At 43.4% G+C, this 19,673-nt stretch carries 18 protein-coding genes; all 18 read right to left on the reverse strand.

From position 1 onward, the window contains the following. Nucleotides 1-140: 140 nt before the first annotated feature. Entirely contained in the window at nt 141-914 is a 774-nt protein-coding gene (locus SRA_RS07785; RefSeq protein WP_003089531.1) for a TatD family hydrolase, read from the reverse strand. 195 nt (nt 915-1,109) lie between these two features. Beyond that, entirely contained in the window at nt 1,110-2,504 is a 1,395-nt protein-coding gene (locus SRA_RS07790; protein ID WP_003089533.1) for a PHB depolymerase family esterase, read from the reverse strand. Between the two features lie 547 nt (nt 2,505-3,051). Next, nucleotides 3,052-3,681 carry a V-type ATP synthase subunit D gene (locus SRA_RS07800; protein WP_003089536.1) on the reverse strand — a complete coding sequence of 210 codons (630 nt, stop codon included), beginning with the start codon at nt 3,679-3,681 and terminating at the stop codon, nt 3,052-3,054. Between the two features lie 46 nt (nt 3,682-3,727). After that, the gene (locus SRA_RS07805) at nt 3,728-5,125 is read right to left on the reverse strand and encodes a V-type ATP synthase subunit B (protein WP_003089538.1); all 1,398 of its coding nucleotides are present in this window, start codon (nt 5,123-5,125) and stop codon (nt 3,728-3,730) included. Between the two features lies 1 nt (nt 5,126). Then, the gene (locus SRA_RS07810; RefSeq protein WP_003089539.1) at nt 5,127-6,902 is read right to left on the reverse strand and encodes a V-type ATP synthase subunit A; all 1,776 of its coding nucleotides are present in this window, start codon (nt 6,900-6,902) and stop codon (nt 5,127-5,129) included. A gap of 191 nt (nt 6,903-7,093) precedes the next feature. Then, nucleotides 7,094-7,414 (reverse strand): V-type ATP synthase subunit F, encoded by a 321-nt coding sequence (locus tag SRA_RS07815; protein ID WP_003089541.1) that lies wholly within the window; start codon nt 7,412-7,414, stop codon nt 7,094-7,096. Further along, a complete protein-coding gene (locus SRA_RS07820) occupies nt 7,404-8,420 on the reverse strand; it encodes a V-type ATPase subunit (protein ID WP_003089543.1) in 1,017 nt (338 codons plus the stop codon). The genes SRA_RS07815 and SRA_RS07820 overlap by 11 nt, the downstream gene beginning before the upstream one ends. Before the next feature lie 11 nt (nt 8,421-8,431). Beyond that, nucleotides 8,432-9,016 (reverse strand): V-type ATP synthase subunit E, encoded by a 585-nt coding sequence (locus SRA_RS07825; RefSeq protein WP_003089545.1) that lies wholly within the window; start codon nt 9,014-9,016, stop codon nt 8,432-8,434. Between the two features lie 45 nt (nt 9,017-9,061). Further along, nucleotides 9,062-9,538: a V-type ATP synthase subunit K gene (locus tag SRA_RS07830; protein WP_003089546.1), complete on the reverse strand. Its 477-nt coding sequence runs from the start codon at nt 9,536-9,538 to the stop codon at nt 9,062-9,064. A gap of 1 nt (nt 9,539) precedes the next feature. Beyond that, nucleotides 9,540-11,540, reverse strand: a complete 2,001-nt coding sequence (locus tag SRA_RS07835) for a V-type ATP synthase subunit I (RefSeq protein WP_003089548.1) — start codon at nt 11,538-11,540, stop codon at nt 9,540-9,542. Beyond that, nucleotides 11,530-11,853: an ATP synthase subunit B family protein gene (locus SRA_RS07840; protein ID WP_003089550.1), complete on the reverse strand. Its 324-nt coding sequence runs from the start codon at nt 11,851-11,853 to the stop codon at nt 11,530-11,532. The genes SRA_RS07835 and SRA_RS07840 overlap by 11 nt, the downstream gene beginning before the upstream one ends. Nucleotides 11,854-12,340: 487 nt before the next feature. Continuing rightward, nucleotides 12,341-12,475: a 50S ribosomal protein L34 gene (rpmH, locus tag SRA_RS07845; protein ID WP_002262507.1), complete on the reverse strand. Its 135-nt coding sequence runs from the start codon at nt 12,473-12,475 to the stop codon at nt 12,341-12,343. A 414-nt stretch (nt 12,476-12,889) separates the two neighbouring features. After that, the gene (gene jag, locus SRA_RS07850) at nt 12,890-13,885 is read right to left on the reverse strand and encodes an RNA-binding cell elongation regulator Jag/EloR (protein WP_003089558.1); all 996 of its coding nucleotides are present in this window, start codon (nt 13,883-13,885) and stop codon (nt 12,890-12,892) included. 12 nt (nt 13,886-13,897) lie between these two features. Then, nucleotides 13,898-14,713, reverse strand: a complete 816-nt coding sequence (locus tag SRA_RS07855) for a YidC/Oxa1 family membrane protein insertase (protein WP_003089562.1) — start codon at nt 14,711-14,713, stop codon at nt 13,898-13,900. Beyond that, nucleotides 14,697-15,056, reverse strand: a complete 360-nt coding sequence (gene rnpA, locus SRA_RS07860; protein WP_003089566.1) for a ribonuclease P protein component — start codon at nt 15,054-15,056, stop codon at nt 14,697-14,699. The genes SRA_RS07855 and rnpA overlap by 17 nt, the downstream gene beginning before the upstream one ends. Before the next feature lie 93 nt (nt 15,057-15,149). Further along, nucleotides 15,150-16,526 (reverse strand): argininosuccinate lyase, encoded by a 1,377-nt coding sequence (gene argH / locus SRA_RS07865; protein ID WP_003089569.1) that lies wholly within the window; start codon nt 16,524-16,526, stop codon nt 15,150-15,152. Between the two features lie 364 nt (nt 16,527-16,890). After that, nucleotides 16,891-18,090: an argininosuccinate synthase gene (locus SRA_RS07870; protein WP_003089571.1), complete on the reverse strand. Its 1,200-nt coding sequence runs from the start codon at nt 18,088-18,090 to the stop codon at nt 16,891-16,893. A gap of 250 nt (nt 18,091-18,340) precedes the next feature. Next, nucleotides 18,341-19,573 (reverse strand): hypothetical protein, encoded by a 1,233-nt coding sequence (locus tag SRA_RS07875; protein WP_003089573.1) that lies wholly within the window; start codon nt 19,571-19,573, stop codon nt 18,341-18,343. Nucleotides 19,574-19,673: the final 100 nt, after the last annotated feature.

Consider the following 19,673-nt stretch of genomic DNA (forward strand, 5'->3'; position numbering starts at 1 on the left):
GTTGGGGCGGCAGCAGCCAGCAAAGCTATCTCATGCCTAACTGGTGAGTCTAAGGTCTTACCAGTTCCCCAGACTAATAGCAATGCTATTGGTCTTAAAAGCACGGCGCAGCTGTTCGGAATTGGCTCACTTCGTTCGCCTTAATCTTCCAACCTAAATAGTTTCATAGCATTGTCGTAGGTTGCTGCTGCAACTTCCTCCACAGTCAGGCCGCGCAGTTCTGCAATTTTATCTACAACATAGCGGGTATAGGCAGTACGATTTTCACGGCCGCGCTTGGGAACCGGTGCCAGATAGGGCGCATCCGTTTCCACCAGGATTTTATCTAAAGGCAAAACTGTAGCTGCCTCTTGAACATCCAAAGCCTTCTTGAAAGTGACCACACCAGAAAATGAAATGGTCATGCCTAAATCAACAAAGCGCTCTGCCATTTCCAAAGAGCCCGAATAAGAATGCATAATGCCGCCGCGAGAGCCAAGGCCAGTTTCCTTGATGACTTGGTAGGTGTCCTCAAGGGCGTCGCGGGTATGGACGACAAAGGGCAAATCATAATCCTTGGACAGCTGAATCTGACGCTTAAAAACCTCAATTTGCACCTCTTTTGGGTCTTCCATCCAGTGGTAATCAAGCCCAATCTCGCCTAAAGCAATGACTTTGGAGTCATGCAGGTGCGAGACAATCAAATCTTCTGCCTCTTGGGTATAAGAACCTGCCTCTGTCGGATGCCAGCCAATAGTGGCATAAATCTCTGGGTAGAGCTCCGTCAATTCGAGGGCACGCTTGATGGTTGATGCGTCAAAGCCAACGACGTTGTGGCGGGTTACGCCAAGCTCCTTGGCAAGTGCCAGCTCCTCGTCTTCACGTCCGGCAAAATTCTCAATGTTTAAATGTGTATGTGTATCAAAGATATTCATGCCTTCATTATATCAAAAAAGCCCAAGGAAAACACCTTGGGTTTTGAGAAGTTTCTTTGATAAAACAGCTTAACAGCATTTTTTTGCCATGTGTACAGGGTCTGTGAAAAATAGAAATCACTGAGCAACAGTGCCCTTTACCCAATGCACAGCAACTCTATCTCAGCCTGATAAAACTGCTCCCCTGCCAATCTTTTAACGATTTCCCTTGCTTTGGGCATTCAGCCAGTCAAAAATATTGCTGTACTCTCTGCCATCAACTGTAGCCTTGCTGGCACCTCCCTGGGTTGGGTTGGTTGCAACCAGGCCGTTTAGGCCATCCATTGAACCAATATTAGCGGTACTTTGAACCCCATTTACCTGGTCGTTGAAAAAGTAAACCCAAGACCAGTGGCCGTTGTAAGTCATATTAGGCATTTCAGTTCCTACAACACTCTCATAATAGGAAATCCACTTATTGTCAGCTTTCGCATCAATCAAAGCTTTGTAGAAAGGCAGAGCGCTCTCTGAAGGCGCTAAAGTCGTGTCTGTTGCTGCATGAATCAGCCACATGGGCTGGTCTTTCAGAGCCTTGAGTGTCCGGTCATCCAGACTGTAGCTGGTTTTACCATTTTCATTGTTGGTTTGATAAGAATAAGGGGCTGCAATTGGAACAAGAGCCGCAAAATAATCGGGATATTTAATCCCCATACCTAAGGTCATGCCGCCGCCATTGGAAGCTCCGGCAAGGTAGATGCGGTCTGCATCAACATCGGGATGATTGGCGACATAAGATTTTATGGTTTCCATCAAAGCATCAGAATACTGATCAACTGACCAAGGAGTAGGTGCCTGAACAGCCAAAACATAGGCTCCGCTCTGCGCTCCTGTACCCGTCGAAGTGAAATGGTTCTGAATGCCGTCTTTTGTTAGATTGACAACTTCGCTTGATAAAAGAGGCAGATTGATATCTGTGCCAGCTTCACCAACTCCATGCAGCCAAACAATCAGAGGATTTTTTTCTCCGCCGGCTGCCGACTGAGGTGTATAAGCGGCATACTGCATGCTGTTGGTCCCGCGTTCTGAAAACCGTTCTGCTGACGGAGTGACTCGATTATTAATGGCTTCTTGTTCTGAATCAATAGTCTGCATACGGCGGCTTCCTGATGAAGCTGCTTTAAGACCTGACACTTTTACCATATAGCTGCCCACCCAAGCATTTCTGTAAGTATCTAAATTGAACGTAAAGGGCGAAGCGCTTTGAGATGGATCATCGGCATTGTAAGTCACTTCCAGTTCCAAAGTTACATACCTGCTTCTGGCACCCCTTCGCAGGGCATTCCCTCGTTCATCGGAAAGATAGCTTGCTTTTACCTGCCTGCTAATTCCAGCTGTTGTGACTGATGTCTGGGAATCCGCAGCAACTCCGCTTAAATTTTGATTGGTTTCAAGGACAATTTTTGAAACCCCCGGACCAAATTCATAGCTGTCAATGACAAGATTGGTCTTTGAAACGGCAAGGCTATCGCCAAAGGCCTTAACCTTGAAGCTTCCTGTAAAGACAAGCATTCCCAAGGCTAAAAACAGCAGCCCCTTTATCCATTTACGCATATTAACAACTCCTTTTCTTTTTCTTAAAATCTCCCATAACAGCTTGGATTGAGCCTGTTGTCATGAGTTGTTTTCCACTTTATAATTTTCTTAAAAAGCTGTCAATAGCCTTAACATAATCTTAACTTGGATTTACACAATGTAACTCTTTTCATATATAAATACAATAAAAAGGTGATCTTTCCTGTACCATTACAGCTTCTAGCAAGCAGCCTCATTTATCATATCCTTTCAAAAAAATCCTGCTGTTTTCAGAAAAATAGCTTCTAAAAACAGCAGGATTTTTAATAATCTCAACTTGAAGATAAAATCTTTTCTGAGACTTTCCTAGGGTGACACGGACGGCAGCGACTTCTTTTGGAATTCCATGCCTAAGATTTGAGCCTAAGGTCTCAAATCTTCCGAGTGCCTGACACTCCGGTGCTTCAGACACTTTTATCACGGCGGAAAGTCTCGATTAGCACTCATAAATTAATTTGAATAGAAAATCGCAGAGCTTCAAAAATTTAGTTATATTAAAACTGCGTTTGTCTGCACTCTGAAATTTTTAATAATCTTTGACCTTCATAATCCGAACGAGATTGGCCCGTTCAGCTTCTTCCAGCTTGAGTTCAATATAGTGGATGGTTTCTTCTAACTGCGGAATCGTTGAGTGTTCCAGACCGTTAACGCGGCGTCTGGTTTTTTCAATTTCATCTGCCATCAGTTGACAGGACTTTTCAACTTCTGCCAAACGCAGCAGCTTTTCTACCAAACCATCCATTTTCTGAATAGTAGCGTCCATTTCGCTGTTGGAAGCCAGGTAGCTGTAGACGACATCTCCTTCATCACTGCCGTAAGGATTGTCAATCTGACTGTACATTTTGGGAACAGTCACGCTCATAATATTTTCTTTTTCGATGAACAATTGAACCTGCTTGGTCGGAACCGCAAAAATTTCCTCCACCATCAGGTCATTCTCAAGAGATTTTGCCACAACGAAGTCCTGCATATTGCTGACCAAGGCAGTTTCTACTTCCTGCCTGATCCGATTGTTCTCGCGAATCAAATCCACAAACCGACGCATGAGCTCATCGCGCTTATCTTTAAGCAGTTTGTGACCGCGGGTAGCGGTTTTCAGGCGCTCCTTAAGATTGCTTAATTCCATTCGTGTCGGTTTGACATTCAGCCGTGCCATCGATTATCACCTCCCTTGAGCCTCTAAGGATAGACGCTCTTTTGAGCTAATCGGCTGTATTTCCTTGAGTTTTTGGCAAGTATTGATCCAGCATATCATCCTTGATCCGCTTGAGTTCAGTCCGCGGCAGAATAGATAACAGCTCCCAGCCCAGATTAAGGCTCTCTTCAATACTGCGGTTGGTATAAAAGCCTTGATTAATATACTCTTCTTCAAAGAGATTGGTAAATTTCACATACAATTTATCCGTTTCAGACAAGGCAGACTCTCCCAGCACTACTGCCAGTTCCTTGGCCTGCTTGCCTTGGGCATAGGCTGCAAAGAGCTGGTTCATGGTCGCTGAATGATCCCCGCGCGTCTTGCCTTCGCCGGCTCCCTTGTCTTTTAACCGGGACAGGGACGGCAAGACATTAATCGGCGGGCGGTAGCCGCTGTTATAAAGCTCGTGTGACAAAATAATCTGACCTTCGGTGATATAACCGGTCAAATCTGGAATTGGATGGGTAATGTCATCCTCAGGCATGGTCAGAATCGGAATCTGAGTAACAGACCCCTTCTTGCCAATCAAACGGCCAGCACGCTCATAAAGCGTTGAGAGATTGGTATAGAGATAACCTGGATAGCCGCGGCGCCCCGGAACTTCGCGCCTAGCAGCAGAGACTTCACGCAGGGCTTCACAGTAATTAGTCATATCTGTCATGATAACCAGCACGTGCATGTCCTTTTCGTAGGCAAGATATTCGGCTGTCGTCAGGGCGATACGCGGTGTGGCAATACGTTCGATGGCAGGGTCATTAGCCAGATTGATAAAGAGCACCGAACGGTCAATGGCACCTGTCTGCCGCAGGTCATTCATGAAAAACTCTGCCTCTTCAAAGGTAATTCCCATGGCTGCAAAGACAACGGCAAAGTTTTCATCTGAATTTAAGACTGTTGCCTGACGGGCAATTTGAGCGGCCAATTCATTGTGGGGCAGACCAGAGCCTGAAAATACAGGCAGCTTTTGCCCGCGGACAAGGGTATTGAGGTGATCAATAGCTGAAATCCCCGTCTGAATAAATTCGTCAGGATAGTCGCGGGCGACTGGATTGATAGCCTGTCCGTCAATATCCAAGTACTTTTCAGGAATGAGCTCTGGTCCGCCATCAATGGGTTTTCCCATACCGTTAAAAATCCGGCCAACCATATCTTCTGACACCGGCAATTCTAGCGGATGACCTGTAAAGCGAACCTTGGCTTTTTCGAGGTTGATACCAGATGAGCCTTCAAAGAGCTGTACCATTGCCTTATCTTCCTGAACTTCCAAGACCTGTCCCTGACGAATTTCTCCGCCATGAAGCTTGATTTCAACCAGCTCATTGTACTGGACACCTTCCACTTGATCCACAATCATCAAAGGGCCGACAACTTCGCTGACTGTACGATATTCTTTAAGAACACTCATGCTAGATACCTCCCTTTACCAGCACTTGATGGATGCTGTCACAAACATCAGCGGCAAGCGCCTGAATCTTTTCTATTTGCTCTTCTGAAATATATTTGCTGCGGGCAATACGGTTGCGAATATCAGCTGTTCCGTCCATAATTTCAGTGTAATAGGCGCCCAGTTCCAAAGCCTTACCGGCTTCGTCTGCGAAGGTTAAAATATTAGTTAGCATGGCTTCTTGTTTAGGGAAAGATGTAAAGGTATCAACCGGATCAAAGGCATTTTGCTGCAGATAATCCTCACGAATCTGCCGGGCGATAGCCATGGTTAAACGATCCTGATCTGACAGCGAATCAATACCGACCAGACGGACGATTTCTTCCAGACTTGACTCTCTTTGCAGGATATTCATGGCACGTGTCACCTTAGCCGCCCAGCGAGTATTCTGCACCTTATCAATATACTTACCCACATCATCCTTATAAAGCGAGTAAGAGCTCAGCCAGTTGATAGCAGGAAAATGCCGGCGCTGAGCAAGCGGCGCATCAAGTCCCCAGAAAACCTTGACAATACGCAGGGTATTTTGAGTGACCGGCTCTGAAATATCACCGCCGGGAGGCGATACGGCACCGATAGCTGTAATGGTTCCTTCGCGGCCTTCGCTTCCAAGTACACGCGCACGGCCGGCACGTTCATAGTACTGGGCAATGCGGCTGCCCAGGTAAGCCGGATAGCCTTCATCCCCCGGCATTTCTTCCAAGCGGCCGGACATTTCCCGCAGAGCTTCCGCCCAACGAGACGTCGAGTCGGCCATGATGGCAACAGAATAGCCCATGTCACGGAAATATTCAGCAATGGTAATACCGGTATAAATAGAGGCTTCACGCGCAGCCACAGGCATGTTGGACGTATTGGCAATCAAAACGGTCCGTTCCATAATGGACTGGCCGGTATTAGGGTCAATCAATTCCGGAAATTCATTCAGGACATCGGTCATTTCGTTTCCGCGTTCACCACAGCCAACATAGATAACGATGTCAACATTGGCAAATTTGGCAACCTGGTGCTGAACAACCGTTTTCCCAGCTCCAAAGGGGCCTGGAACAGCAGCAGCTCCGCCTTTGGTTACAGGAAAGAAGGTATCAATAACACGCTGTCCCGTCACAAGAGGCTCAGCAGGAATCAGTTTTTGAGCGACCGGGCGGCTCTTACGAACCGGCCATTTTTGCATAAGTGTTCCCTTAAAAACAGAACCGTCAGCCTGTTCAATTTCATAAACAACATCATCAACTGTAAAATCACCTGCTGAGATAGCGATGAGTTTCCCAGACACCTTGTTGGGCACCAAAATACGATGTTCTACAACCAAGGTTTCTTGGACCACTCCTAAAATGTCTCCGGAAACGACTTGACTGCCGACTTCAAGACTTGGCTTGAAGGTCCATTTCAGCTCACGGTTAAGACTTGGAATAGTGACACCGCGGATAAGAAAATCACTGTCTGTAGCCGTTTTAAAACGATCCAGCGGCCGCTGAATGCCATCGAACATTTGCGAAATCAAGCCCGGTCCCAATTCTACTGACAAGGGGCTTCCAGTTGTGACAACAGGCTCACCCGGTCCAATACCAGATGTTTCTTCATAAACTTGGATGGAAGCCTGATCGTGACGCATTTCAATGATTTCACCGATCAAGCCTAAATGGCCAACCCGGCAGATATCCTGAATATTGGCCTCCTGCATGCCAGAAGCCACAACTAAGGGACCTGACACTTTTATAATTTTTCCTTGGCTCAAGATATTTCCTCCTGAATTAAGATACAGCAGTAAGTCACAAAATGATTATTTGCAACGTCCCTTCCTTAGGAAACTGCTTTCTTTTATAAACGTTAATTTTTAAATATTATCTCAAAACAACTTTGGCACTTCAGTTTCAAAGACTAACAGAAATTAACACTGCAATCTTTAGCAGCAATCATAAATGAGTGTTAGAGAATATTTTGGCCGACAGCCTTTTCTACATTATCCTGTACCCGCTGCAAACCAAGCCCTATCCTCCCCTTATGTGTGGGAATGAGGATCAGAGCTGGTGTAAGCTGACTGTCATAGTAGGCAATCGTTTCAGGAATTTCAGCAGCAATATCTTCTGTCAAATAAACAATACCGTAGTCATTTTTAGCCAGCTTTCGCAGCTGATTAATGGCTTCCTGCGCCTGATTCACAGGAAAGGTCTGAAAACCTATCATACGAAAAGGCAGGATGGCATCACGATTCCCAATCACGCCAATTTTGTATTTTTTACTGTCCATAAATCGGTCTCATCCTTTCTTTAACCAGCTCCAGCGGCAGCTGGTTGCTGATTGCTGATAAAAGCAGGCGCAAATTTTTAACCTCAAATTCCCGGCAGAGCAAATAACGCGCTAAGACCAGCGGTCCTTCTGCAGTGTATTTAGCCGGATCCAGCAGCTGAAACTGCACGAGGTCATAAAGATACTCTAAATCAACTGCTGATATGCTTCCTTGGCGCATCTTTTCTTCAAAGCTGGCAAAAGCTGTGTTGAAGCTGTCAGGATTGATTTGATTAAACCATGAGATCAAGTCTCCAGTCTGCACCAGTTCAATAAAGTCCTTGGCTGGCAGGCTGCCTTCATCAGAAAGCAGCTGCATCATAAAACTCTGTGGTTTTTCCTGAGAGAGCGCCCGCTGAACGGTGATAACATTGTAAAAATCAATCATCAGACTGATAGCCTGACTGAAGACTTCTGATTCCAGCTCTATCTGATTAGCCAGATGCTTTAAGTGTTTGAAATAAGCTAAGTCGGTCCCGATTTCCAAGACTCGGATATCCTTATAATCCTCATATTCCGCCCATATCATAGCTAGCTCATCAACCATAAATTCTGGGAAATTGTCCGAGCTAAAGGTTGAAATCAAGTGCTCCAAAGCTTCCAAAGATTCAGAACCGATGGGAATTAAAAGGTGCTTTAACTCCTGTTTAGTGGCTCTAGCTTTAAAGAAGACCTTAATATTGTGGTAGACATAGCGCAGAGCAAACAGGCTGACAATATCCCGATCCGGCGATTCAACAAAGGCCCAGGCATATTCCCTAGCAAGTCCTGATGTCAATTGCCGCTCAATTAAATTGAGGTCTTCTAAATCAGCTGCCGACAGGTGATAAGAGCTTGTCTGCAGCAAAAGCACCAAACTTTCTGGATCAGGAGCCTGCAAAAGCTTTTCAAATTGTTCCGGAGTAATAAGTTCTCGTTCCTTAACACTGATAGTCGTGTTAATTTGTGAGAATTGACTTGCATCCATCTCAAATCCTCCTAATCCTCTTTGAAAATGTCAGCAGCAATACGAGAGCTCTCCTCTTTGTAGATAGAATCGATCAAGCTGGCATACAGGTAATTATCATCAATTTTCCCACGAGAGATAACCAAACCTGCCTCATCGGAAATGCTCTGATCTGCAAAGGTCACATGGGGAAAATCTGCTTCAAGCTGCTGCAAAGTTCCTGAGTCCCATTTATCAGCCGTTAGTTGGCCGAACTGAACAGCCATTGCCTCCTGCCCGTACTTGCTCAGAATCTTTCTGACAAAAGACAGTTCTTCTTCCTGACTCCAGTTTTCCATCTGTTCAAGGGCTGAAGCAAAGAGTTCTTTAAGGACTTTTTGCTTTGATACCAAGGTGGATTGGCGTTCTTTGTTTTTGATTTGCTGAGCTTCTATTTGAAAGGCTTGATCGACTTCTTTCAGCTGACTTTGGCGCTCATTTGCTTTTTCTGTCTGCAGCTGCGCCTTGCGGTCTTCGAAATCTTTTTGAATTTGTTTTTTAGCAGCGTCTAATTTGAGCTGTCCTTCTTGACGCGCCTGTTCAATAATTGATGTCTTTAAGGGATTTGCTTCACTCACAAGACGTCCTCCTTCTAATCATTTTACTGCGGTAAGAAGATCAGTCTACACACGAAGTGTCAGCAGGAAGGATACAACGAAGGCTAAGATGGCATAGGTTTCTACCATGGCAGCCAAGATGACCCCCTTCATTGTTTCTTCAGGACGTTTAGCTAAAATTTGCATACCTGCAACAGCCACATTTCCTTGATGTTTAGCTGAAAAATAACCAACCAAAGCAATGGGAAGCGCAACAAAGAAATAAGCAACACCTTTTTCAAGCGGTAAATCTGGCGTAATCTGCAGCCAAATCAGCATACCGATAACGAAGCCATAAAGTCCCTGTGTCCCTGGCAGAAGCTGCAAAATCAAAGCCTGAGCAAATTTTTGCGGCTGCTCTTTCAGCAGGGCTGCTGCTGCCTGACCTGTTTTACCGACACCATAAGCAGAGCCCATGCCGCTAAATCCGACAGCTAAAACAACGCCCAAAGCTGCAAAGAAAGCACCGCCATGTGATGAGAAGTAACTCGCTAAATGTTCCATTTTATTTGTCCTCCAAATGAGTTTTAGTTATTTTTATATATTTTTCAGCAGGTTTCAGAGGCTTGAAGGCTTCGCCTCCGCCATCATAGAATTTACCGAAAAACTCAACGAATATAAGACGTGCACCATGCACATAGCCTGACAGAAGTGACAGGAAAATATTGATGGCATGCAAGAGCACAAAGATAAGCAGACCAACTGTAAAACGTCCCAGCGGCGGGAAAAGGCCGACAATCAAATTGAAAGCAGAGCCGATACTTGCTCCCGACAGCCCCAGCGCCATTAAGCGGGTAAAGCTGACTAAATCACCTACATAAGACGAAATATTATAGAGATTGAAGAGACCTGAGCCAATACCAGCCAGACTTTTTGCCTCAATAACAGAAGCAATCACAACCCCTATGGCATTAACAACAGCCAGTACAGCACCAACAGCAGTCAATGCAGATAGCTGAGGCAGCATCATTCCCAGTGCCAGGAGCAAAATACCAGTCAAAATGAGGCACCAGGCAAAACCAGAATGATAAGCTTCTGCGTATTTTTTCATTCTGACCTTCTGGAAACCGCCTAAAAGCAGCCCCACAACTACGGTTATAAAGCCAAAGGCTACTGACAGCGCTAAAATAGTCATAACATCTGTGGTTGTCGATATCAGAACCACGGGCAGAGTATAACCGAAAAACGATCCGTAAATAAGCCCCCACAAGGAAACCGAAACACCCAAAATATTAAGGAATTTAGCAAAGCGAGCAGTCCCTTTAGAAAGATGGAAATATCTTAAAACGAGGAAAGTCACGGTAAACAAAAGCAGGCCGTAACCTAAATCGGCTACCATCATACCAAAAAAGGTAAAGTAAAAAGGAGCTAAAATCGGTGTTGGATCCTTTTCATAATATTTAGGCAGGGCATACATCTCTGTCACCAGCTCAAAAGGCTCAATCAGGGGATGATTTCGCAGCTTAATCGGAACCTTTTCCAAATCTGACTCTTCTACATCTACCTCTTGAAGGTAGATGCTGTCGCCAAACTCCTGTGTCAGTTCGGTTTGCAAAAGCGCTGCCTGATCCTTTTCCACCCAGCCCTCCAAAGCAACCAAATGCTCTGTGCTGGCTAGTTTTTTCTTGGCCTCCTGACGGGAATAGAGATTTAAAAGGTAGTCTGTTTCAGCCTCTAAACCTTCCAACTCCTTTTGCGAATGCTGCAATTCCTCTAGGAGCTGCTGCCTTTCTTTGGACCATTCCTCAACATCACTTTGCATCTGTTCAATCGCCTGTGCCGGAAGCACTGATCTTTCGTATTCAAAAGGTTTAAAGTGATAAGCTTCTTCCAAGTGAAGTTCAGCCTTTTTATCAAAGAAAATGAGAAGACCGTATTCAGTTTCTGAATTAAAAATTTCCTGACACTGAACATGAGGATTCTTCCGCAGCTGCCGGTACAGACCGTCATCAAGCGTTTTAGGAAGGGTTCCGACAGCTCCGCTCACAAAATCAAACGTCTTTAATTCTTTGGGAGTAATCTCTAAATCTTTCCACTTGCTTAAGCTGACAATGTCAGCCTCGTTTTCAGAAATCTGTCCTTCAAGAACATGAAGGCGGCTCATTTTTTGATTGACCTGCGCAATCACTTGCTCAGCCCGTTTGTCCCTGCCGTAATTCTCCAATTCCTCAAAAGAAAGTGAAGAAGCTTCCTTACGCAGAGCGCTCAGAAAGCTTTCTTTTGGTATGAAGGAGCGCAGCTTATCAATGGTTGTCTCCAGATGCTGCTGCCGCTGAGAAAGATAATGCAGGGCTTCTTCACCTTCAAGTCTCTTTCCTTTCTTTTGATCGGCCTGATAAATGGCTGGCAGGTGCACCTCTGAGCGTTCAAAGACTTCCTGCCAATTTTCCATCTGCGCCATCTCTCGCACCTGCAGATTTTCTAAGCGCTGAAGAGTCAGCAAAACAGCATCCAGCTTATCTTTAGCAAACACGATAGACATTTTTTTCATTTGACTAATTGCCATACTTTTCTACCACCCTGTCCACAATTTGCTGAGTGAGACCTGCTTTTTTATCCGACAGAACCGACCGGACATGCTGGTCATTTTTAGCCATTGTCTCTGCCAAACTCGCCTGCAGATCTGTTTTTTGCTGGGTTAACACTGCTTCTAGCTTTGATACCTGAAGTTTTGTCTCTTGGTCACAATCCAATTTTACTTTATCTAAATCCTCCGCAGACTGAGCGCGGAGCGCCTGAATCTGAGCATCATAATCTGCCAGGACAGCCTTAGCCTCGGCCTCAATGGTCTGCATCGTTTCTAAAATGGAGTTTGCCACCTTGCCACCCCCTTTCAATGTTATGTCTATTTTACCAAAATTCCGATAGCTTGAACCGCTAAAATTAAAGTTTTTTAGGATTTTTTAACCTGAAAATTGCATTGGAAACTGATTTAACAGCACATCAATCAAAGCATTTCATTTTAATAACAGCAGCAAGCAGTAATCGCTTCATCTTTCCCTTCCTTGAAGATTGAAACTATTTTGAAATCAGCCACTGTAGCTAATACTCAATGAAAATCAAAATCAGACTAGGCGACGTAGATGCAGATAGAACTGAAGTTCATCAAATCAAGTCAACAACGTCTGATTTTAATTTTCGAAGAGTATAAACCTTCATTTCTATTAAAGAGCAAAACAAAACCCAACAGTCTCGAGCACTGCTGGGTTTTGTTTTATTTGTCAAATATGATTTTAGTTTAGATAAAAATGTTTTTAAAAAAGTCTGCAAAGCTGCAAACAGCTGAAACAGTTTTAATAACTAAAATTAAGCAGACAAGACTTTACGTCCCTTACGGCGGCGTGCTGCTAAAACACGGCGGCCATTTTTAGTAGACATACGGTGACGGAATCCGTGCTTGCGCTGACGACGGATCTTACTTGGTTGAAAAGTACGTTTCACGCTGAATACCTCCTCATAGATTTTCGTATTCGTTTAGCCGGCTATTATGTGATCAGTTACTAAACATACTAAACTATTTTATAACAAAGAAAGACCGGTGTCAAGGTATACTTTTCATTTATATCTCTTTGAAGAGACTAGAAAATGCAAGTCACAGCCATCTTGGAATAAGCCACCATCAGCAAAAAACAGCAGCTTTTCAGAAAACGGCACTTCTAAAACAGCCCTTACCCTAACAGAGAACGGCCTGACAAGAGGAGTTGCACCAGGCATCATTAGGATGCTTCGTGATGCTTTTCCCTGACTGGATGTAAGAAAAACAGCTCATAGCGGCACTAAAATAGGGACTGGCCTTTTTTATCCAGTCCCATGTCTAGTAATTTAGATTATAGCCATAGCTAAATATCTTAAAACTTAATCTTTCAAAGCTACTACTACATAACGATTAGGGTCGTTGCCTTCAGAATAGCTTTCAACGCCATCGATCCCTGTAATAGTCTTGTGGACAACCTTACGTTCACTGTTGCTCATCGGATCCATTTGGTAAGCTTTCCCTGAATCTAAAACACGGTTGGCAATTTTATGGGCAAAGTCAATCAAGGTTTCTGTACGATGCTCCATGTAGTCATGAACATTCAAAGACACAGCAAAATGTTTGGAATAGTGGTCATGAAGAAAATTCTGAGCTAATAATTGCAGAGACTTTAAAACCTTGCCATGGTAGCCAATCACACGCCCTGCTTCAGGTGTTTCGATCTGAAGATTGATTTGACGGCGATTATTGGTCATCTCAATGCTTGCTTCCAAATCCATCTCATAAATAATATTCTGAACATACTGCAAAACAGCTTCTCCAGCCTGAACGATATCAGCACCGCCTTCAACCTCATCGAATTCATGGGCAACGAATTCCTCAAAGGTTTGATCCGTCTTGACCCTAGGTGTGTCAGCCTTCTCGGCTGCTGCTTCAGCCTGAGTTTCAGAGCTCTTTAAATCTTTCTGGCTGCTGGCTGATGGAGATTTTGTCAAGACTTCCTGCGGTGAAATCTTACGTTCTACAAGTTGCTCTTTGAGTGTGTCATCCAAAGGCTCCCCATCTTCTTTTTCTATCTCTTTGATTGCCTTAGAGAGTTTATTTAAAGCTACCGTATCCTCAACGCTGCTGGAAACAGGGGCATTTTGCTTATTGACAGCCTCAGGTACTCCGCGGACGGCTTTTTGATCTGCTTTATGAGCCGTCTTTTCATTGATGCTTTCAATTTCAACACGGGCTAATTTTTTTCCAAAACCTAAAAATCCCTTTTTTTCCCGTGAGATGACTCTGATATGAGCCTTCATACGGGAAATTCCCATTTGTTTCAAACCATTTTCAATAGCTTCTTCAACAGTTTTTCCTGTGAACAATACCATGATTTGTTCTCCTTATCTTCTCTTCTTCTGCGCTTTTTTCTTAGCACGTCTTTTCCTAGCTTCCAGCTCACGCGCTTCTTTTTCAAGGCGCTCGCGCTCTGCAATAATCTTAAACGGATTATTTAAGAGGAGAATCTGGAAGACCTGATAGGCATTGGAGATTACCCAGTAAAGAGCAACCCCACTCGCCAGATTAAATCCAACCAGCAGAATGAAAATCGGCAAAATAATGTTCATTGCCACCATCACGCCGCTTCGCTCCTTAGCTGCCTTATTGGTCAGCCAAGATGACAAGAAGGTGAACACTGCTGCCAAAACCGGCAGGATAAAATAAGGGTCCTTATCACCAATATCCATCCAGAGAAAAGAGCCCGTTTTTAAAAATTCAACACGGGTCAAGGCCTGATAAAGAGCCCAGAGCACCGGCATTTGGATAAGCAGAGGAAAAAGACTGGCATAAGGATTGACACCGTATTCTTTATAGAGCTTTTGACTCTCCTCGGCTAACAGCATCCGGCTTTCTCTGTCTTTGCCGGGGTATTTGGCTTGCAGAGCTTTCAATTCAGGCTGAATTTCCTGCATTTTCTGTCCGGATTTCAGCTGCATATTGAACAGGGGCAGGAGAAGCGTCCTAATCAGAATTGTAAAGATAATGATTCCGATGCCAATACGGCCATTGATAGAGAAAAAGCGAATAATTTCTGCAAAGAAATAAACGAACTTCTCCCAAGCCCCTTCTGACTGATGACTTACCTGGCCGCGGCCGCACGCTGACAAAAATAAAAGCGCAACAGATGCCAAGCCCATTAGTTTATATTTCTTTTTCACTGGTAGTTCCTTCCTGATACAATTTAGCCAATTTTAAAACATGGATTAAATTCTTTTTAAGCGTCCTATAGTCAAGCTCTTCAGTCCCTTTTCTGGCAATAATAACAAAATCCTGCGGCTGCAAATTGGGACTTAATTCCATAAGAATATGGCGCAATTTTCGTTTAATGGCATTTCTAGTGACAGCATTTCCCAACTTTTTTCCAACCGAAAGCCCAACACGATAGTGACTTTGATCTTTTTTTAAACTGTAGACAACAAACTTCCGATTGGCAATGCTGCGCCCTTCAGTAAAAATTGCCTGAAAATCTTTATCACTCTTAACGCGATAGCTTTTTTTCAAAACATGACTCCAATTAATTCAAAGTATTTTTATTATATCATAAAATGAAAAAAAGCCAAAAATCTCATTAATTTTTGGTTTCTTTTCTATTTCTTAAAATGCTTTTTTAGCTTCTTCTATCTGCCATTTAACTTGATCAAAGCCAGTACCGCCCAGTGAATTTCTGCGTTCTACAGCTGTCTTAGACTGAAGAGCCGTGTAGATGTCTTCTTTGATGAGGTCTGAAATTTCCTGATAGCGCTCAAAGGGAATATCTTGCAAGTAATGCCCATTCTTGGTGCATTCCAAAACTAGCTTTCCAACGATTTCATGAGCCTGTCTAAACGGTACTCCTTTAACGGCTAAATAATCAGCCAGCTCAGTCGCATTTGAAAAATCTTTTTCTGTAGATTCGGCCATATGGGCATCATTGACTGTCATCGTCTCTAGCATACCAGCTAAAATATCAATAGCAACAGTAATCGTTTCTGCTGTGTCAAACATTCCCTCCTTATCTTCCTGCAGGTCTTTATTGTAGGCAAGAGGAAGAGATTTCATGACTGTTAAAAGGCCGAAAAGATTGCCAAAGACACGGCCGGATTTGCCGCGAATCAGTTCTGCCATATCGGGATTTTTCTTTTGCGGCATGATAGAAGAGCCGGTTGAAAACGTATCAGACAGGGTCACAAACTTGAACTCATTAGAACACCAGCTGATAAGTTCTTCACAGATACGACTCATGTGTATCATGAGAATGCTGGCATTTGAGAGAAACTCCAAAATAAAATCACGATCAGACACCGCATCTAAGGAATTGCTGTAAGGCTTAGCAAAGCCCATCAGATCAGCTGTCATCTTGCGATCAATCGGAAAAGTTGTTCCTGCAAGAGCCGCCGCACCGAGAGGTGAGATATCCGCATGCTGCTCATTGAAGGCAAAGCGCTCACTGTCGCGCGTAAACATATTGTAATAAGCCATCAAGTGATGACCAAAAGAAATCGGCTGAGCATGCTGCAGGTGCGTGTAGCCAGGCATAATCGTATAGACATGCTTTTCGGCCAGACCAAGCAAAGTGCGTCGCAGATTGCTCAATTTTTCCAGTACTTCAGCCAGTTTAGCCTTTAGGTAGAGATGCATGTCTGTTGCCACTTGGTCATTTCTTGAACGTGCGGTATGAAGCTTTCCTGCTGTCGGACCGATTTTCTCTGTCAGCAGCGTTTCAATATTCATGTGAATATCTTCGTTGGAGACATCAAAAACCAATTGCCCAGTCTTATATTCTTGCAGCAGTTCTTCTAAACCAGCCTTGATTTTATCAGCATCTGCCTGCGGAATAATCCCTGTTTGTCCCAGCATTTCCACATGAGCTAAGGAACCCTTAATATCAAACTCGGCCATCTTTTGGTCGAAGGTGATGCTGGCTCCAAACTCTTCCACCCACTTCTCCAGTCCTGCTTCAAAGCGGCCGCCCCAAAGTTTTTTTTCTGTCATTTTATGTCCTCTTCTTAATTTCTATTATAGAAAAAGAGGGCGGGACAAAAATCGGTAAATCGTAATGTCATTACAATTTCGATTTTGTCGTCCCACCTCCAATCACTGCGTCAAGCTACTATATCTTAAATAATTAAAGGAGGCAGGACTTTTGTCCCAGCCCCCATGAGTGTCACTGCACTTATCTTCTTAAATCTCGTCTCTCTGCGGACAAGTTTATTTAAGCTCGGTGTAACTCTCTGTTTACACTTACGAGTGGTTAGAAAAGAGTTTCAGATGGATATCACTGTGTCCTTTTATCTGACAATCTTTTCTAAACCATTGCTTTGTTCGTTTTTCATGATGATTTATCACTCGAACCCTTTTACTGCTTGTTTTGATTAGCCACTTCGGCATTCACTTTTGTTGGCAGACCCCAAAGTTTAATGAAACCAACCGCTGCATCCTGATCAAAGGTATCAGCAGATGTGTAGGTTGCCAAATTTTCATCATAGAGTGAATTTGGTGACTTACGTGCAACTACCTTAGCTGAACCCTTGTAAAGTTTAACTTTGGCAATGCCATTAACGGCTTTTTGCGTTTCATTGATATAAGCAATAATAGCCTGTGTCGCTGGATTAAACCAAAGGGCATTGTAGATGAGATTTGACAGTTCATTTTCAAGAATAGGTTTAAAGTGAGACACCTCACGCACTAATGTCAAATCTTCGATTTCCTTATGAGCTGTCAGCAGGGTAACCGCTCCGGGACATTCATAAATTTCACGCGATTTAATACCAACAAGCCTGTTTTCCACATGGTCAATCCGTCCGACACTGTGTTTGCCAGCAATGACATTAAGCTTTTGGATCAAATCTGCCAGTTTCATTTCTGTGCCATCAAGTGCAACTGGTTTTCCTGCTTCAAAAGTGATTTCAACATATTCTGCTTTGTCTGGTGCTTCTTCAACTGAATTTGTAATACCAAAAGCATCTTCCGGAACCTCATTCCACGGATTTTCAAGGACTCCGCACTCATTAGCACGGCCCCAAAGATTTTGGTCCACTGAGTAAGGATTGTCCAGGTCAGCCGGAACAGGAACTCCGTTTTCCTTGGCATAATTAATTTCCTCTTCACGCGACCACTTCCATTCACGAACCGGAGCGATAACCTTTAATTTAGGGTCTAAAGCGGCAATGGCGACTTCAAAACGAACTTGGTCATTTCCCTTGCCGGTACAGCCGTGAGCAATCGTTGTTGCTCCTGTCTTGTGAGCAATTTCAACCAATTTTTTAGAAATAATCGGACGGCTGAGTGCTGAAACCAAAGGATATTTTTGTTCATAGTAAGCATGGGCTTGAAGAGCAGGCAGGACATACTCTTCGGCAAACTCGTCCTTAACATCCAAAACATAAGACTCAACAGCACCAACTTTAAGAGCCTTGTCATGGATAAAGGCTAAGTCTTTGCCTTCACCGACATCCATACAAACAGCAACAACATCATAATCCTTTTTCAGCCAGGTAATAGCAACTGAGGTATCAAGACCGCCTGAATAGGCTAAAATAACTTTTTCTTTTGACATAAACAAACTCTTTTCTATTTTGAATTTTGATTAATTATTCAAATAATGACTTTATTATATTGTATATTTATTCAAAAGTCAAGTATATTTTCAAAAAATGTTTATTTTTATGTATTTTCCCCGGTTTAATCCCAATATGAGAACCCCAAGCAAGAAATTAATTGATTAGCCGAGCTATTATAGCAAAAGAAAAAAAAGATTGGAACGTCTTGTTCCAACCTCTTTTCACAATTATAATCAATCAATGCTCCTATTTCGGATATTTATAAGTTAATAAATAATCACCATTGGATTGTTTTGCAAATTCCAGAGACACATAAGACAGTTTAGAATCATCAGAGCTTGAGTAGTCAGTGTAGAGAATCCTCAAAGATTTTTCAATACCTTGGCCGTAGTTTGTTACAACTTCTCTTGCTTCAACAGGATTACCGTGTTTTTTAATGATATCATCTAATTTCGCACCGCCTGCACCAGTTTCCTCGTCACCAACGGTTAAGGCATTGACATCAGCTTTTGTCCAATTCGACTTGTAAGAACCTCTTTCAGAAGTTTTAACCTTGGATGAATTGGAATATAATGTTCCGCTTGAAAGAATAAATTTGCCATTATATTGCTTTTCAAAAGACAGTCTTGCTCTTTCATTGTCATCGTCGCCTTCATACTTCAAAGATAAGGTATCGCCATTAATGGTAGCATCTGAAGCCTTACCGAATTTTTTGAGGACAGACTTAACCGTAGTTCCTTCTTTATTAGAATAACCGGAAAACTCTAAATCCTCAAACTTAGACTCAGTCCATTTATATTCATACTCAGAACTGCTTGCAATATAGTCCTTGATATCGGTGCTGTCTTCTCCATCCTCATCTTCGTCATCATCAATGTCTTCATCATCGATATCTTCTTTATCGCTTTTCTTTTCGTGCTTTTCAGTTTTTACCTGATCATCCTTAGGCTGACGGACAAAAACAGCAGCTCCGCTGGCCAAAAAGACCAGTGCGGCCAGCACAATAGCAATAATTGACAAAACTTTTTTACGTTTCAGATTGACAATCAAGCTGACAACAGCATAAATAAGAGCTAAGAAAGCAATAATGACATAAATGATAGGAAGCGGTGCTAACCAAGCTAAAATCAGGGTAATCGCCGAAATGACAAAGGAAATAATCGGAAGAACAATGAGTTCCTTACGAGCCGGAGCACTTTGGAAGGCTGGGTTAACAGTTGGAGGAACAGTCGGCTGTTCAAAGTTCATTTGCCCTTGCTGAACATTATTTTGCTGAGGCACTGCAGGTTCAGTTGCATTTACAGGAGCCTGCGGTTGATTTTGAGCTTCCTGATAAGCGGCAGGATCTCCTGCAGTTTGCTCTGGTGCAGTTTGCTCTACCGGTTTTTGAGCTTGCGACTGATCAGTCTGATTTTCTGGCACAGGAGCTCCTCCAGCCGGATTTTCTGGAGTATTTCCATTATTAAATTCTTCTGTCATAATATCTCCTTCATTTTTTTCTTTATTGTACTATAATCAAGAGCTTTTTTCAATGCTTGCCTGAACTTTAATACAGCCATAAAGAACAGCAGCTCTGCCA

It is taken from the genome of Streptococcus ratti FA-1 = DSM 20564 (assembly GCF_000286075.1).
In the GTDB taxonomy this organism is placed as follows: Bacteria; Bacillota; Bacilli; order Lactobacillales; family Streptococcaceae; genus Streptococcus; species Streptococcus ratti.